Origin of the sequence: Raoultibacter massiliensis, assembly GCF_900199545.1 — a bacterium.
Lineage (GTDB): Bacteria > Actinomycetota > Coriobacteriia > Coriobacteriales > Eggerthellaceae > Raoultibacter > Raoultibacter massiliensis.
Genome location: NZ_LT962671.1, coordinates 1,327,875 through 1,343,400 on the forward strand (window position 1 = coordinate 1,327,875; position 15,526 = coordinate 1,343,400).

The following is a 15,526-nucleotide window of genomic DNA, read 5'->3' on the forward strand; positions in this document are numbered from 1 at the left end:
ATTTCCATGTTCGAGCAAGCCCGCCTTGAAGATCTGACCGCATTCCGGTTCGGCCATGCACAATGCGCCGAAACAGCAACGGGATGCACTGTCGTCGTCGCCCCGAACGGCGCCACATGCGCCGTCGACGTGCGCGGCGGAGGACCCGCTACGCGCGAGACCGACCTGTTGAAACCCGAGAACATGATCGAGGCGGTACATGCCGTCGTCTTGTCGGGAGGATCGGCGTTCGGCCTCGAAGCGAGTTCGGGGGCGATGGATGCGCTCTCGTCTCGGGACATCGGATTTCCCGTGGAAACGGCGCGGGTGCCAATCGTCGTGGGAGCATGCCTGTTCGACCTCCTTGTGGGAAAGCCCGGCCACCCCGACAAAGCGATGGGCCGAAAGGCAGTCGAGGCGGCGCTGCAAGGCGAACCGTTCGGGGAAGGCAACGTGGGGGCCGGCACGGGTGCAACCGTCGGCAAGCTGCTCGGGGGCGACCGTGCCATGAAATCAGGCTTCGGAATCGCTGCGGTTCGCTTCGGCGAAATCATCGTAGCGGCAATCGTCGCCGTCAACGCGCTCGGCAACATCCGTGCCGACGACGGCACGTGGCTTGCAGGCTGTCGCGACAAGAGCGGCTCGATCATGGATGGGGGTGCCGCATTCGAGCTTGCCGCGCAGAGGATGGCGGCACAAGCCGCTTCCGAAAGCGCCAGCGCATCGGGACCGTGCACCAACACGACGATCGGCGCCGTCATCACCAACGCACGCCTCTCGAAAGCACAGGCAACCAAGGTTTCCTCGACGTGCCACGATGCCTACGCGCGCGCCATCAAGCCCGTCCACACGTCCAACGACGGCGACACGATTTTCACGTTCGCCTCAGGCGAGGCCGAAGCGAACACCGATCTTGTGGCAATCATGGGAACCGAGGCCATGCAGCAGGCGATATACCGGGCAGTTTCGCAAGCCGAATCGGCGTACGGACTTCCCGCGCTGCGGGATCTCGCGTAAGGGGTGCCTGTGGATTCGCACAAGATCAGAAACCGCGCGCTGTTCTTAGCAGCGGTCGTTTTCACCGGAGCCCTTGCCGGTGCGTTCGTATGGGCTTTCTTCTTTCTCATGAACATCGGGTTGAACTTCATCTGGAAGACGCTTCCCGAAAAGACGGGTTTCGCTTTCTTCCCGCTTGTGGTCTGCATCGTCGGCGGCCTCGTCATCGGCCTGTACGAAAAGCGGTTCGGCCCCTACCCCGAAGATCTCAATTCGGTCATGAAGAAGGTAAAGGAAAACGGCCGCTACGAGTACAGCGATATCGGCGTATCATCGGTCGCCGCACTGCTGCCGCTTCTATTCGGCGGGAGCATCGGACCCGAAGCGGGCCTTACCGGAGCCATCGCCGGATTGTGCACCTGGGTCGGCGATCGCATGAAGCGGTTCGGTTCGGATTTCAAAAACCTTACCTCGATCGGCACCTCGGCGGCACTTTCGGCTATCTTTACCGCTCCGCTGTTCGGATTTGCGGCGCCCATCTACGGAAGCTGCGAGGACAACCAGGACGACGACGTGCTCGTCTTGCCGAAAACATCGAAGATCGTCGTGTATTTATGCGCCATAGCGGGCGCCCTCGGAGCGTTCATGGGGCTCGGCGCGCTCTTCGGCGGGGGCATGGGGCTTCCCCGTTTCACCGACATATCCATCGGAGCTGTCGAGCTCGTCTGGCTGCTGCCCATCACGCTGGTCGGTGCGGCGGGTGGATGGCTCTACCATCTGTTCGACCGCTTCTCGCTTGGCTTCAGCACGCTGCTCGGCGACAGGCCCGTTGTCAAAGCGGTTATCGGCGGTGCGGTGCTCGCATCTTGCGGAATGGTGCTTCCCTTCACGATGTTCGCCGGAGAAAGCCAGGTCCACACCCTGAGCGGAATTTGGATGACGATGCCGGCTCTCGTGTTGCTGCTGACCGGCTTCGCAAAGCTGTTCACCACGCCGTTCTGCATCCGCACCGGATGGCGCGGCGGGCACTTCTTCCCAGTCATCTTTTCGGGGATCTCCATCGGCTACGGCTGCGCGATGCTCACCGGCGCCGATCCCGTTTTCTGCCTTTGCGCCTGCACAGCAGCGGTATGCGGGGGCGTCATGCGCCAGCCGCTTATGGCAGTGCTGCTGCTGTTCCTCTGCTTCCCGGTGAAGGGCGTGGTCGTCATGCTCGTGGGGGCGATCATCGGATCGGCGATTCCCCTGCCGGGATTTTTGAAGCCCGATCCCGAAATCGACAACCTGAAACCGTCTTCGCTGAAAACGGACTGACCAGAAAGGCCCTTGCCGACTAGCCCGCGGGCCAAGCCGATACCGGCTTGGCCCGCCTCGGCGCGGCTCCATCGGCGCAGCGATCGACGGATCCGCGCTTCGCGCTGCGAAAAGAAAGCTTCTACGCTTCGCCCTGTGCCTGCGCCTGCGCCCGTTTCTGCCCGAGAAGCTTTGCGATGCGCTCGGAATATTCGACATCGACAAGACCCGCTTCAGCAGCGAGATCGATAACCGGCGCGTCGTTCCACAGCGCTTCGAGGCGGTAGTACTCGCGCGTCTCGGGCTGAAACACATGCACGACGAAATTGCCGTAGTCGAGCAGCGCCCATAAGCCATCGGTCGTTCCCTCCCGATGCAGCGGCTTCACGTTCGCCTGCACGCGTTCCTGCTCTTCGATCTCGTCGATAATGGCATCAACCTGACGGCCGTTCGCCGCCGTCGCGATCACGAAATAATCGGTCACGGATATGAGGTCTTTGACCTCCTGCACCATAATGTCGGTCGCCTTCTTCTCGTCGGCGGCGCGCGCTGCGATAAGAGCGCACTCCTTAGCGGTCGGCGTTTGCGTCACTTGCTTCCTTTCCTCGGATCCGCATGCTGCGGCCTATCTCTCACGTCGCGCGATCGCTCGACGTAATAATTCCATACGCTGACGGTGTCGGGATGCATCCTGCGTTTCTTCTCGACCAAAAAGGCGATCACATGCTGAAACGTAGCCAGGAAAAGCTCTTCGAGGCTCGCCTCTCCTATTCGATCCCTTATGGCCGCCATGCCGTCGAACGGCCTGAGCGGCTCGATGGCATCGGCGGTATACACTATCATATCAAGATCGGTCATACCGACCTCGGCCGACGTATGCCGGGCTATCGCCTGCAAAACATCATCTCCGATCTCGGGATACTCCCGAGCCAGATCGAGCGCGGCAGTCGGTCCGTGAAGAAGGCGGGGCATGCTGTCGAGCACGACGGGGTTCGCCTTAACGCCCAGATCCCTCGCGCGCGCTCGCGCCTCGTCGTCGGAATAATCCTTGTCCCAATCATGGAGAAGCCCCGCAAGGCGGGCTTTCCGCTCATCGACGCCGTAGGCTCGCGCAAGGCGCACGGCCATATCGGATACGCTGAGCGAATGCTCGTAGCGCTTGCGGTCGAGCCGCTCTTTCAGGCGCTTTCTCGCCTGCTCGTAGAACTCGTCCGTCAACGATCCGTCCGTCACGCGAACCCCCCTTCACGATCGAATGCACATCCAGTATCGGCTAAACCGATGATTCCTGCAAGCGCGCTTGGAGCACGGTCCCAAGAGGAAACCGAACCGTTGCCATCGTTCATCCCCGATGGTCACCGAACGCATCTTGCGAAGGAGAAGGGACTTCGATGGATTCTATGACATCGATCATCTCCTGCCTGCTGTCGACGCCCAGCTTTTGATATATGCGAGTGATGTGGGTTTTAACCGTGCTTCGGGCGATGTAGAGCCGCTCTGCGATATGGGGAACGCTTCTGCCCCTGACAAGCAGACTCAGCACCTCGGCTTCGCGCATCGACAGCGAATAGTCTTCGATTGCCTTCTCGCATTGGCGAGCAAAGACGATCACTTCCGCACGCGGATAGTCGATATCGGGATTCAAATGGTCCCGTTCGAATATCCCTTTCTTTTCCAGAAGAAACGAAGCGGCCAAAACGACGATGCAGGCAATCACGAACATGTAGATCAGTATGTTCTCTTCTATGTTCAAAACGCTTTGCGCTGCAAAAATGATCCCGAGTGCAAAGAGGGGCACGCCGCTTTCGACTGCGCGGCACCAGCCGAAAGCCCTGATGGGATTTACCGACGTTTTTCCAGATGCGTCGGCGATCATGACAAAGCAGAATAAATCGAAGCAAGTATAGCCCACCGACACCAATGCCGGTCCGATGCTCCGCTCGAAGCTGAAAGCGATTATCAGACCGACCCCGATCATGACCACGGGAAATACCAGCTTGTAAATGTAAGAAAGAGAGAACGTGGACCTGAGAACCAAAGATGTCCCCAGAAGCAACGCGACGATGAGAAAACTGCCGAGGGCGACGAACATGCCAAGCGGCTCGCCATACCCAAGTTTTGCCTGTGAATTGAGAATGACGATCCACGTAACAACTCCGAACAGATAGAACACGAGGAGAACCCGCCATGTCTGGGAGACGAACGACCGAAGACCATTGGACAATGGCGGTTTTTGCGGCGCAGCCTCGAAACGCTTCACCCGAAAAAGCAGAGCCATCGACGCAGGAAGCAGCAGCGCGATAAGGACAACCCTCAGAAATCCCGCAGTCGCGTCAACAGCCAAATATGCAACGCAGGCGACGAGAAAGGATGCCAAGGTGTAAGCAGTTATACGAAGAGGCCCGAGCGCGCTGAATTCCGATCCCCACATGACGATCACGCAGGCTGCGCACACGCGACTGATGCCCCGATAGGCAAGCAAAGCCTCCTCCCCGTAAGCGGGAAGGCCAACCGATAGAAAAAATGCGAGAACGCAGCAAGCGCCCGCAACGAACGAGGCTGCGAGAGCGATGAATTTAAGCCTTTTCGTCCGAAAAAGGAATACCGCAATCGCTATATAGCCCAAAACATTGCATAGAGACGACACAAGCGTGGGGATCCACACGATCGTCTCAACGCCGCTCGTTGCGCCGGTTATGGGCTGAGCATATATGTCAGTCAGGTTCCACGCGTAGAAAAGGGCAAGACCGACAATGTAGACAAAGGAGTTTCCGCTGATGAAAACCTCGCGAAATCCCATTCCTACCTTTTGGCGGACATCGGTATTCGCAGATTTGGCCGTTTCGTAGGATGCCAACACACACACTCGCTTTCTATACTCGCCGAGTCCTGAAGTCAGGGCGGGGGCGATGCGAAACGACTACTTCTTCAACACAAAAAGTATAGCATCGGTCGCATCGCCCCTCACATCAAACACGAGGAAGGGATGCTAAAAAATGAAAGAGCAAACCAAGTCTGCATCGCGCGAGACAAGCGAAGTCAAAATCTCTCGCCGAAGCTTCATCGGAGCAGCCGCCGTCACGGCCGCCGCACTCGCAGGAGGCATGGCCGGATGCGCGAACCAGCCCGCATCCGGCTCCGGCCAATCGGCATCGCAGAGCCAGGGTGATGCGGCGCCCGGTTCAGGCGAAGGCGAAACGCTGCTCCCCAACCCCGAGGGGCTCGAGTTCACCAAGCCTCAAGGCGCCGCAGTTGCATTCGAATCACAAGAAATCGATGCCGGCGAAATCAAGGAAACCATCGACTGCGATGTTGTCATCTGCGGTGCCGGAATCTCGGGAGCGACCGCTGCTGCATCCGCTGCGCAAAATGGACTCAACGTCGTAGTCCTGGAGAAAGGATCCTCCTTTGCAGCACGCGGAACCGAAATAGGGGCAATAGGCGACCGCGCGCATAAAGAAGCGGGCATCGAACTCGACGGCAACGCGTTTCTGGAGGACGCAATGGCGACAGCGCACTTCAGGTGCGACCGCAATGTCTGGAAAAAATGGATCGATCGATCCGGCGAAGCTCTTGATTGGGGAATGGACACCGTTGGGGATGCTTGTGGAAAATTCTTCTGCGCGAACCAGAACTCGGTGTTTGCCGGAGTAACCACCTGGGGATCGGGCGTACGGCTCGAAAACGGCATCTCCTCCTTCGTCGAGGCAATGCTGGAAAACGCTCAGAGCAACGGAGCGGACATTCGTTATCAAACCCCCGCATGCAAGCTCGTGCGAAACGATGAGGGCGTCGTAAGCGGCGTTATCGCAAAGACGGACGACGGATACATCCAAGTGAACGGATCGCGGGGCGTCGTGCTCGCCACCGGTGGATACGAATACAACTGGGACATGATGACGCAAACGATTCGCCCGCGCGATCTTGCAGTTTACGCCTGGATCAACCCGACGCTCACGAACACTGGAGACGGACATCTCATGGGGCTCGATATCGGAGCCGCAGAAGACGATTACCCCCACATTCTCATGAACGACCCCGCTGGCGCAAAAACGGGAAACCGGGCCAACGGAGCGATGCTTGCCTTCCTTCGCGTCAACGAGAACGGCGAGCGGTTCGTCAACGAGAACCTCTCCTTCGAGTACATGTCGAATGCCATCATGTACCAACCGGGAGCCCACGGATACGTCATCATGTCAGGCGATATCCTAACAGCGCTCGAAAAAGCCAAAGGAGGAGCCCCCTGGACGCCCGAGGACATGTACGACTCGATTAAAGAGGTGCTCATAGAGGCCGATTCGCTTGAAGAGCTTGCTGAAAAATGCGGGATCAACTACGAGAATTTCGAAAAGACCATCGCCCGTTACAACGAGCTATGCGAAATTGGGGAAGACGTGGATTTCGGGAAGAATCCGACCGCGCTGCTTCCAGTGAACGAGGGTCCGTACTACGCAGTGGACGAGAGCGGATGCTGTCTCGTTAGCGTCAACGGCCTCAGGACGAATGCCGAAGCCCAGGTTATCGGCATCGACGGCGCAATCATTCCGAACCTGTACGCTCTCGGCAACGCAAGCGGCAGCATGTTCTATGGAACCTATCCGCATCATTTGAGCGCCGTAAGCCACGGGCGATGCGTTACCTGGGGCTATCTCGTGGGGCGCGAACTCGCAGGCGTCGAGTAGCGAACCCTGTTGGAAAACCGTACGGGAACCGCTTTTCAGCGGTTCCCCTTCCCTGCCCGGTTTCCGTCATTCGCCGTACAGTCCGCGCTCGTTTACATAGTCGAACACGCCCTGCATAGTGAGGTAGCGAATCGATTTACCGGCTCTTACACGCGCTCGCAAATCGCTCGATGAGATGGCGAGCGCCGTGATCTCGGTGTAAGACACCGAGAAATCCGACTGCTCGGCGAGAAACCGCTTCTTCTCTTCGGAAAGCGCATAACCCGGCCTCGTAACGCCGATGAGCTTGGCAAGCTTGGCGATAGCCGAGCTCTCGCGCCACTTCACGATGCTGAACACGGCATCGGCACCCGTGATGAAGTACAGCTCGACGTTTTCCGGATAGTGCGCCCGCAGCTGCCTGAGCGTATCGACGGTGTACGTATCCCCGCCGCGTTCGATCTCGATCGCACTCGCATCGAACGCTGGATTGCTTCGCACGGCAAGACGGCACATCGCGAGCCTGTCGGCTGCGTCGGTCACCCGCTGATCGCGTTTGAACACGGGGTTTCCCGCAGGCACGAAGATCACGGCATCAAGGGAGTAGGCCTCTCGCACCTGCTCGGCACAGGCCAGATGCCCAATGTGGATGGGATCGAACGTGCCGCCCATGATACCGAGCCGATACGTTCTGCCCGGATCGTCAAGTCCAAGCCCGTCGAAGCGCTCCGATACGACCGCCATGCTACATCCGCACCTGCCCTGAACCGCGAAGGACGTATTTATACGAGGTCAGCGCCTCAAGCGCAAACGGTCCGCGCGCATGCAGCTTCTGGGTAGAGATGCCGATCTCGGCGCCCATGCCGAACTCTCCCCCGTCGGTGAACGCAGTCGATGCGTTCACGTATACGGCAGCCGCATCGACCCCTGCGACGAAGCGGCCCGCCGCGCCATCGTCGCTCGCAACGATGGCTTCGGAATGCTTCGTTCCGTAGCGGTTTATGTGCTCGATAGCCTCATCGATGCCGTCAACGCACTTCACGGCTATCTCGGGGGCAAGGTACTCGGTAGCCCAATCCTCGTCGGTCGCCCGGACGAAATTCAACTCGATGCCCGTACGGCCGCTTTCATCCCGCGTCCAAATCGCGCAATCGTACGCCTCTTCGTCGCAGTGCATCAACACGCCTTCATGCGCCAGCGCGCTGAGCATCCCGGGCAAAAACGACCGGGCTATCGAGCGATCGACAAGCAGCGTCTCGGCCGCATTGCACACGCCGTAACGGCGGCACTTCGCATTGAGAACAATAGCGCACGCCATGTCTTCATCAGCCGATGCGTGGACGTACACGTGGCAGTTTCCCGTACCCGTCTCTATAACCGGCACTTTGGAATGCTCGACGCAATGCCGGATGAGACCCGCGCCGCCGCGAGGAATCAGCACATCGACGATTCCATGCAAAGCCATGAGCTCGTCGGTTGCGGAACGGTCAGTGGTTTCGAGCGCGCGAATGCAGTTCCTCGGCATGCCAACGCCAACCGCCGCCTCGTGAAGCAAGCGCGCTATGACCGCGTTAGAGCGCGCCGCAAGGGATCCGCCGCGCAGCACGCAGGCATTGCCCGTTTTGATGCAGATGCCCGCAGCATCCGCCGTCACGTTCGGCCGAGCCTCGTAAACCATAGCAACCACGCCAAGCGGCACGCTCACGCGGTCGAGTTCGATGCCGTTGTACAGTTCGCGGTGCACCTGCACCGTTCCAAGGGGGTCGGGAAGCACCATGAGGTCTTCGAGCGCCGCCGCCATGGCCTCTACGCGGCTCTCATCGAGCATGAGGCGGTCGAGCAGGCTTTCGGCCGTGCCCGCCCTGCGCGCCGCCTCCATATCGAGGCTGTTTTCGGCTACGATTTCAGGTGCACGCGCGCGCAGAGCCTGCGCCATGGCGGCAAGCGCCTGATTCCGCTTTTCGCCCGTCGTCGTTCCCAATTCCCGAGAAGCCGCCTTCGCCGCCAAGGCGATCGCGCGCACCGATTCCGTCGATTCCATTCGTTCGGTCATTCGAACACCACCAATTCGTCTCGATGAACAACTGGTTTGCGGGAAAGCCCCTCAAGGAGCCGATTGGCCCTGAGCGCCTGTTGCGAAAGACCGCGGGCAAGCTCGAGCTCGTCGCTCGAGGCGGAAACCTTTCCCCGCGCGAACAGGTGTCCCGCACGATCCTTGATATCCACGATATCGCCCGACTCGAAGCTCCCCTCGACATCGGCGATGCCCACGGGAAGCAGCGAACCCCCTTTTGCGATGAGCGCGGTTTTCGCGCCCGTATCGACGATAAGCGCGCCCCGCGCCGAATCGCCAAGCGCGATCCAGAGTTTCTTGGGAGTGATCTCGTGGGGTTTTCCCGCTGCAAGAAAACGCGTGCCCACCTGTTTTTCAGCAACGATATCGACGAGCACATCGGGTGTGCGGCCGTTGCAGATAACCATCTGTATACCCGCCACCATGAGTACGCGCGCGGCTTTTATCTTGGTTATCATGCCGCCGCTGCCGACGGTCGTGCCCGCTTCGCCCGCTACAGACATAATCGATTCGTCGATCTTCTCGACGCGCGATATCAGTTGGGCATCAGGGTTGAAGTGCGGATTCGCATCGTAGAGTCCGTCGATATCGGACAGGATGACCATGAGGTCCGCATCCACCAAACACGCCACCAGCGCAGCAAGCGTATCGTTATCGCCGAAGCGGATCTGCTCGACCGAAACCGTGTCGTTCTCGTTCACGATGGGAACGACTTCAAGCTCGAGCAAGCGAGAAAGCGTATCGCGCGCATGGAGGTACGCCGTTCGGTCGGCCGTGTCGCGACGCGTGAGCAGCACGATCGAGGTCGTGATGCCGTAGGGTTTGAATGCTTCGGCGTACGCGGTCGAAAGCACGCTCTGCCCCACCGAGGCTGAAGCCTGCAGGCTCGGCATATCGCTCGGCCTGCGCTTGATGCCGAGCGCTTCGAGGCCGCAGGCGATCGCTGCCGACGTCACCACGATGGGCTGCCAGCCAAGCGCGCGCACCCGTGCAATCTGATCGACGAGCGCACCCATGAACTTGTAATCTATAGAACTCTCGCTGGTCGTCAGCGTGGACGAACCGATTTTTATGACGATCTTCCTACTCACGCGAACCGCATCCCTACAGATCGAGGTCTTTGTATATATCCTCGGCCGTCTGCGCCGATTCGAATTCAAACGAACGCCCGACGATGCGGATTTCGTCGCCGTCGACCGCACCTGCCCGCTCAAGGGCCTTCTCGACGCCGGCTCGCTTGAGCCGATGCTGCAGAAACGCGATGGCCTCGTCGTTCTCCCAATCGGTCTGAACGACCATGCGCTCGATCATCGGGCCCTGTACTCGGAAGATGCCGTCAGACAGCTTCGCGACTTCGAAGCGCTTGTCGCGCTCCTCGCGCTTGTGCTCCCAAACGTGGTCGTATTGAATTTCGCCTGCAAGCTCCTCGCGGGCCGCTTCGCGCAATTCGTGCACCTTGGCAGCGATGGCCGCCTTGAGCTGATCGACGCCCTCGCCGGTCAACGCGCTGATGCGGTACAGCTTCGGGTCGATGGGGCTTGGTGCGAACTCGTCGCCATCGGCAGCCGCAACCGAGTCGGCCTTCACCTGAGCGGCGAGCCTTTCTGCCGCTTCCTCGGTACCTTCAACGTCGATCTTGTTCGCCACGACGATACGGGGGCGGCAGGCCAGCTCATCGGCGTAGAGCGCAAGCTCCTCGTTGATGATGCGGTAATCTTCGAGCGGATCGCGCTTTTCGTAATCGCCCGTTAAATCGACCACGTGGACGATAAGCGCCGTGCGTTCGATGTGGCGCAAAAACTCGTGGCCCAGGCCCTTGCCCTCATGCGCACCCTCGATCAGGCCGGGAATATCGGCTACGACGAAACTGTAATCGCCGCTGCGGGCGACCCCGAGGTTCGGCACAAGCGTAGTGAAAGGATAGTCTGCGATCTTAGGCTTGGCTGCGCTCATCTTCGAAATGAGCGACGATTTGCCCGCAGAGGGCATGCCCACAAGCGCTGCGTCGGCCATGAGCTTCATCTCGAGCTCGATCCAGCCTTCCTGCGCCGGTTCGCCGAGCTCGGCGAACGCCGGTGCGCGGCGCGTAGGCGTGACGAAATGTATGTTGCCGCGACCGCCCACGCCGCCCTGGGCGACGACAACCCGTTCGCCGTCATGGGTCAGATCGGCGATCAGCTCGCCGGTTTCGCGGGTGTCTTCGAAATATTCGCGCACGACGGTGCCGATCGGCACCTTGAGCACCAGATCATCGCCGTTGGCGCCGTGCATCCTCGACCCCTTGCCGTGCGTTCCGCGCGTCGCTTTGAAATGATGCTTGAAACGGTAGTCGATGAGCGAGGATACGGCGGCGTCCGCCTCGATGACGACGTTGCCTCCATGCCCGCCGTCGCCGCCGTCGGGGCCTCCTTTGGGAACATGGGCCTCGCGGCGAAACGACATGCATCCGGCACCGCCGTTGCCGGCCTTTACGAATACTCGTACTTTATCGATGAACATGGGCTTTGCTACTCCCTTGGATGCGCTCGCGGGTTCCTGCTTTGGTTTTACCCATTGTATATGAAAATGCCCCCTGCCAAGCAGGGGGCGAAAAGTACACGGTTAATGTACGCTGTCGAGGCGCTTTACGCGCTCGGACGGACGTGCACCTTACGGCGATTGCCCTTGGTGAACTCGACGGTGCCGTCGCACAGGGCGAACAGGGTGTCGTCTTTGCCGCGGCCTACGTTTTCACCAGGATGAAAATGGGTGCCGCGCTGACGGACGATGATGTTGCCAGTGGTCACAACCTCGCCGCCGAACTTCTTGACGCCCAGGCGCTGCGCGTGCGAATCACGGCCGTTGCGGGTAGATCCAAGACCTTTCTTATGTGCCATGTCGAATCCTCCTCCCTCGGTTACTCGGCGTCTTCAGACTTGGCGGCAGCCTTCTTCGCTGCCGGTTTCTTTTCGGCAGCAGGCTTCTCGGCCGCTTCGTCCTTCTTGGCTGCAGTCTTCTTGGCTGCAGGTTTCTTCTCAGCGGTAGCCGCTTTGGAAGCGGGCTTCTTCTCCGCCGCCTCGACCTTTGCCGCCGTCTTTTTCTCTGCGGCGGGCTTCTCCTCGGCCTTCTTGGCGGGAGCGTCCTTCTTCGCAGCAGGCTTGCCGGCCTTGACCTCAGCCTTTGCAGAACCGACGACCGCAATCTGAATACGGGTCAGGTTTTGGCGATGGCCGCGCATCTTCTTGTAGTTCTTGCGCTTCTTGAACTTGAAGACGAGCTGTTTTTCGCCCTTGAACTGCTCGAGCACAACGGCCTCGACCTTGGTCTTGGCAGCCTTGGCAGGATCAGCCTCGACCTTGTCGCCGTCAACGATGCAGATGGCCTCGAGCTCGACCTTTTTGCCCGGTTCGACTTCGAGTTTCTCAACTTCCAGAATGTCTCCGGGAGCAACTTTGTATTGCTTTCCACCGGTTTTCACAATAGCGTACATTAGTTATTTCTCCTTGAAATGTGTCAAAACGCAAGGCGATATCTTATCAGCCGTCTACGCCCAAGTCAATAAAACGATCTGCATTTATTCCGAAGACCCACAAAACTGCGAAAACGAAACGAAGATCGGCTCCGTTCGGCTTCGAAATCGGCCGACAAGCGCTCGCCACCCTGAGAGCGCCCCCTATCATACCAGTTGGGCGCACGGGAGCAACGCCAGAAAGCCAGCAGCACAATATGGACACGCCGGCACAGATCGACGCACCTTTTCTGCAACCATCTCAGTGAGCCTCGGCCCAGTTGTCCCCGTACGAGATGTCGACATCGAGCGGAACCCTGAGATCAGCAGCGCCCTCCATGATCTCGCGCACCATATCCGACAGCGCCTCTATCTCGTCTTCGGGTACCGAAAAGTCCAGTTCGTCGTGCACCTGCAAAAGGAGCTTCGCCTGGAAACCCTCATCGACAAGCCGCCGTTCGACCCTGCTCATGGCAAGTTTGATGATATCGGCCGCCGAGCCTTGCATGGGATGGTTCATGGCGGTGCGTTCGCCAAACCCGCGTTGAACCTGGTTTCCCGATGTCAACTCGGGTATATGGCGCTTGCGGCCGAACATCGTAACAGCATAGCCCGTCGACGATGCATCGCGAATCGTCGTGTCGAGATAGGTTCTGACGCCCGGGTAGGCAGCGAAGTAACGATCGATCATCTCCTTCGCTTCGCCGTAGGGAATATCGAGGCTCTGCGCGAGGCCGAACGCCTGCTGCCCGTACACGATGCCGAAATTGACGGCCTTCGCCCTGCTGCGCAGTTCGGGCGTTATCTCATCGACCGGTATGTCGAACACGCGCGATGCGGTTCGAGCATGGAAATCCTCACCCGAGCAGAACGCCTCGATAAGCCCTTCATCGCCCGACAGGTGGGCAAGCAGGCGAAGTTCGATCTGCGAATAGTCGGCCGAAAGGAACTTGTGCGACGGTTCGAGGGGAATGAAGCACTCGCGAATATGCCTGCCGAATTCGGTTCGTACGGGAATGTTCTGCAGGTTCGGGTCGGATGACGAAAGGCGCCCCGTCGTCGTCACCGTCTGATTGAACGAGGTGTGCAGCCGCCCGTCGCCGCCGCGCATGCGGGGCAACGCATCGATGTAGGTCGATTTGATTTTGGCAAGCTCGCGGTACCTGATGATGAGGTCGGGCAGCTCGTGGACCTTGGCGAGCTCCTTCAGGACGGCCGCGTTGGTCGAATACCCGCGCTGCGTCTTTTTCGTCGGAGTAAGGCCTATGACGTCGAACAGGATATGCCCCAGCTGCTTGGGCGAATCGATGTTGAACTCCTCGCCCGCCGATCGGAATATTTGGGCAGAGAGCTCGTCGAGATCCTTTTGGGTGCCCTCGCCGAGCTGCTTGAGACGCCCCACATCGATCTTCGCTCCCGTGCGCTCTACGATTGCAAGCACTCCGACCAGAGGGAAATCGATGTTTCCGCAGGCCTGCCATCCCCCGTCATCCTCGAGCGCCCGCTTGAGCGGATCGACGAGGACGCGGGCTGCAGCCGCGTTCATGACGGCAGCCTGCTCTTCGCTCTCCGCTTCGGGCAGCACGCCCCCGCAGTACCCGTCAAGGAGCGCGTTGTAAGTGTACTCGCTCACCGACGAGTTCATGACGTAGGCGGCAAGCCCTAAATCGAAAGCATCCATGGCGAGCAGATCCCGATCGCCGACAAGCCCCTTCGACGAGGTGTCGGCGGGATAGACGTACTGGACGGTTTTCTTCACATCGAGCGCGGCGAACGACCCTTCGCGCACGATGCGGGCGAACATGGTAAGCGCATCGTCGCGTTCGAACAGAGCCGTTCCTTTCGACGTGCTCACCGCCAAGGTCAGCCCCGCGTCGAACAGCGACGCCTGATCGCTCTCTTCGAAAGCGACGCCGAGGCGCTCCCCTGCTTCGAGAGCTTCCTCGAAAAGACCGAGCGCCTCGGCACCGCGCGCAACCGGCTCCCAGTTCAGATCGATTTCGCTGCGGCCGCCGCCCGCAAGGGCGAGAACTTTTTTCAGATGAGCGTTGAAGCGCAGAGCGCCGAACGCCTCCGACACCTTCGCTTCGTCGAACGAAGGGAAAGACGCCGCCTCAAGGTCGAGCGGGAAATCGAGATCGCGCACGATGGTTGCAACCTTGCGGCTTGCAAACGCCGCATCCTCGTTATCGCGAAGGTTTTCGAGCTGCTTGCCGCGGAACTTGTCAAGGTTGGCATACACCTCTTCAAGCGATCCGTACTGCTGCAAGATCTTCGAAGCGGTCTTCTCGCCGATACCGGGCACGCCGGGGATGTTGTCGGACGGATCGCCTTTGAGGCCGAGGTAATCCGGCACCTGCGACGGCTCGATGCCGTAGCGCTCCACGACTTCGGCCGGACCGTACACCGCAACGTCGGATATGCCCTTCTTGGTGGTCACGATGCGCGTGAGGTCGCTCGCCAGCTGATAGGCATCCTTGTCTCCGGTCACGAGCAGCGTCTCGTACCCGAGCGCCTCGTCGCGCGAGGCGATGGTGCCGAGTATGTCGTCGCCCTCCCAACCCTTGACGCGCACGACGGGGATGTCCATCGCTTCAAGCAGCCCTTCGATCATGGGGAACTGCACTTTGAGGTCATCGTCCATCGGCGGACGCTGCGCCTTGTACGTCTCGATGGCTTCCATGCGAAACGCAGGCCGGCCCTCGTCGAACGCGCACACGATCGCATCGGGCTGCTCGGTTTCAACGAATTTCAGCAGCATGGAAACAAACCCGAATACGGCGTTGGTGGGCCTGCCGTCGGGGGCGTTCATAGTCGGGGGCACCGCATGGTAGGCTCGGTGCATCAGCGAGTTTCCGTCGATGACGGCGATCTTTTTCGGCATCTGTGCATCCTCCGTTATTTCGTGTTCCGAGAAAGTATAGAACAGATTCGAATCAGGGCGGTGCCGCGTTGCCGAAAAGGACCGCGATCACACGACCCAAGGCGGCGTTTCTGCATGCGGCAGCCCGCAGAAAGCCGCGATCCGCCGCAGGG

Annotated in this window: 13 protein-coding genes; 3 read left to right on the forward strand and 10 right to left on the reverse strand. The window is 59.7% G+C overall.

The genetic code is table 11. The annotated features are described in order from the left end of the window. Positions 1 to 6 precede the first annotated feature (6 nt). Both C1719_RS09935 and C1719_RS09940 read left to right on the forward strand, forming a co-directional pair. Complete coding sequence (locus C1719_RS09935; protein WP_102374957.1) at positions 7 to 996, forward strand: P1 family peptidase; 990 nt, start codon at positions 7 to 9, stop codon at positions 994 to 996. Positions 997 to 1,005: 9 nt separating this feature from the next. Beyond that, the gene (locus C1719_RS09940) at positions 1,006 to 2,289 is read left to right on the forward strand and encodes a chloride channel protein (protein ID WP_102374958.1); all 1,284 of its coding nucleotides are present in this window, start codon (positions 1,006 to 1,008) and stop codon (positions 2,287 to 2,289) included. A 121-nt stretch (positions 2,290 to 2,410) separates the two neighbouring features. Here the strand turns inward: C1719_RS09940 and rsfS are convergent, their stop codons facing one another. The 3 genes from rsfS to C1719_RS16215 all read right to left on the reverse strand — a co-directional run bounded on the left by rsfS (position 2,411) and on the right by C1719_RS16215 (position 5,068). Next, positions 2,411 to 2,860, reverse strand: a complete 450-nt coding sequence (gene rsfS, locus C1719_RS09945; RefSeq protein ID WP_102374959.1) for a ribosome silencing factor — start codon at positions 2,858 to 2,860, stop codon at positions 2,411 to 2,413. Continuing rightward, positions 2,857 to 3,501, reverse strand: a complete 645-nt coding sequence (gene yqeK, locus C1719_RS09950) for a bis(5'-nucleosyl)-tetraphosphatase (symmetrical) YqeK (protein WP_102374960.1) — start codon at positions 3,499 to 3,501, stop codon at positions 2,857 to 2,859. Before yqeK ends, rsfS begins: the two co-directional genes overlap by 4 nt. 109 nt (positions 3,502 to 3,610) lie before the next feature. Next, the gene (locus tag C1719_RS16215) at positions 3,611 to 5,068 is read right to left on the reverse strand and encodes a LuxR C-terminal-related transcriptional regulator (protein ID WP_146007886.1); all 1,458 of its coding nucleotides are present in this window, start codon (positions 5,066 to 5,068) and stop codon (positions 3,611 to 3,613) included. Between the two features lie 196 nt (positions 5,069 to 5,264). Here C1719_RS16215 and C1719_RS09960 point away from each other — a divergent pair, with 196 nt between their 5' ends. After that, positions 5,265 to 6,950: an FAD-dependent oxidoreductase gene (locus tag C1719_RS09960; RefSeq protein WP_102376027.1), complete on the forward strand. Its 1,686-nt coding sequence runs from the start codon at positions 5,265 to 5,267 to the stop codon at positions 6,948 to 6,950. A gap of 66 nt (positions 6,951 to 7,016) precedes the next feature. Here the strand turns inward: C1719_RS09960 and nadD are convergent, their stop codons facing one another. The 7 genes from nadD to polA form a co-directional block, all read right to left on the reverse strand. Then, a complete protein-coding gene (nadD, locus tag C1719_RS09965) occupies positions 7,017 to 7,673 on the reverse strand; it encodes a nicotinate-nucleotide adenylyltransferase (RefSeq protein WP_102374962.1) in 657 nt (218 codons plus the stop codon). A gap of 1 nt (position 7,674) precedes the next feature. Further along, on the reverse strand, positions 7,675 to 8,982 hold the full coding sequence (locus C1719_RS09970; RefSeq protein ID WP_102374963.1) for a glutamate-5-semialdehyde dehydrogenase: 1,308 nt from the start codon (positions 8,980 to 8,982) through the stop codon (positions 7,675 to 7,677). Next, a complete protein-coding gene (gene proB, locus C1719_RS09975; protein ID WP_245874483.1) occupies positions 8,979 to 10,094 on the reverse strand; it encodes a glutamate 5-kinase in 1,116 nt (371 codons plus the stop codon). The genes C1719_RS09970 and proB overlap by 4 nt, the downstream gene beginning before the upstream one ends. A gap of 13 nt (positions 10,095 to 10,107) precedes the next feature. Then, a complete protein-coding gene (gene obgE / locus C1719_RS09980; RefSeq protein ID WP_102374964.1) occupies positions 10,108 to 11,502 on the reverse strand; it encodes a GTPase ObgE in 1,395 nt (464 codons plus the stop codon). A 125-nt stretch (positions 11,503 to 11,627) separates the two neighbouring features. Further along, entirely contained in the window at positions 11,628 to 11,879 is a 252-nt protein-coding gene (gene rpmA, locus C1719_RS09985) for a 50S ribosomal protein L27 (protein WP_102374965.1), read from the reverse strand. Positions 11,880 to 11,899: 20 nt separating this feature from the next. Further along, positions 11,900 to 12,472 (reverse strand): 50S ribosomal protein L21, encoded by a 573-nt coding sequence (rplU, locus tag C1719_RS09990; RefSeq protein WP_102374966.1) that lies wholly within the window; start codon positions 12,470 to 12,472, stop codon positions 11,900 to 11,902. A 280-nt stretch (positions 12,473 to 12,752) separates the two neighbouring features. Then, complete coding sequence (gene polA / locus C1719_RS09995; protein WP_102374967.1) at positions 12,753 to 15,374, reverse strand: DNA polymerase I; 2,622 nt, start codon at positions 15,372 to 15,374, stop codon at positions 12,753 to 12,755. Positions 15,375 to 15,526: the final 152 nt, after the last annotated feature.

Excerpts from the sequence above, each read along its gene's own strand:
- C1719_RS09935 (WP_102374957.1), top strand. The coding sequence starts at position 7 with ATGTTCGAGCAAGCCCGCCTTGAAGATCTGACCGCATTCCGGTTCGGC.
- C1719_RS16215 (WP_146007886.1), bottom strand. The coding sequence starts at position 5,068 with ATGGGATTTCGCGAGGTTTTCATCAGCGGAAACTCCTTTGTCTACATT.
- C1719_RS09960 (WP_102376027.1), top strand. The coding sequence starts at position 5,265 with ATGAAAGAGCAAACCAAGTCTGCATCGCGCGAGACAAGCGAAGTCAAA.
- nadD (WP_102374962.1), bottom strand. The coding sequence starts at position 7,673 with ATGGCGGTCGTATCGGAGCGCTTCGACGGGCTTGGACTTGACGATCCG.
- C1719_RS09970 (WP_102374963.1), bottom strand. The coding sequence starts at position 8,982 with ATGACCGAACGAATGGAATCGACGGAATCGGTGCGCGCGATCGCCTTG.
- obgE (WP_102374964.1), bottom strand. The coding sequence starts at position 11,502 with ATGTTCATCGATAAAGTACGAGTATTCGTAAAGGCCGGCAACGGCGGT.
- rpmA (WP_102374965.1), bottom strand. The coding sequence starts at position 11,879 with ATGGCACATAAGAAAGGTCTTGGATCTACCCGCAACGGCCGTGATTCG.
- rplU (WP_102374966.1), bottom strand. The coding sequence starts at position 12,472 with ATGTACGCTATTGTGAAAACCGGTGGAAAGCAATACAAAGTTGCTCCC.
- polA (WP_102374967.1), bottom strand. The coding sequence starts at position 15,374 with ATGCCGAAAAAGATCGCCGTCATCGACGGAAACTCGCTGATGCACCGA.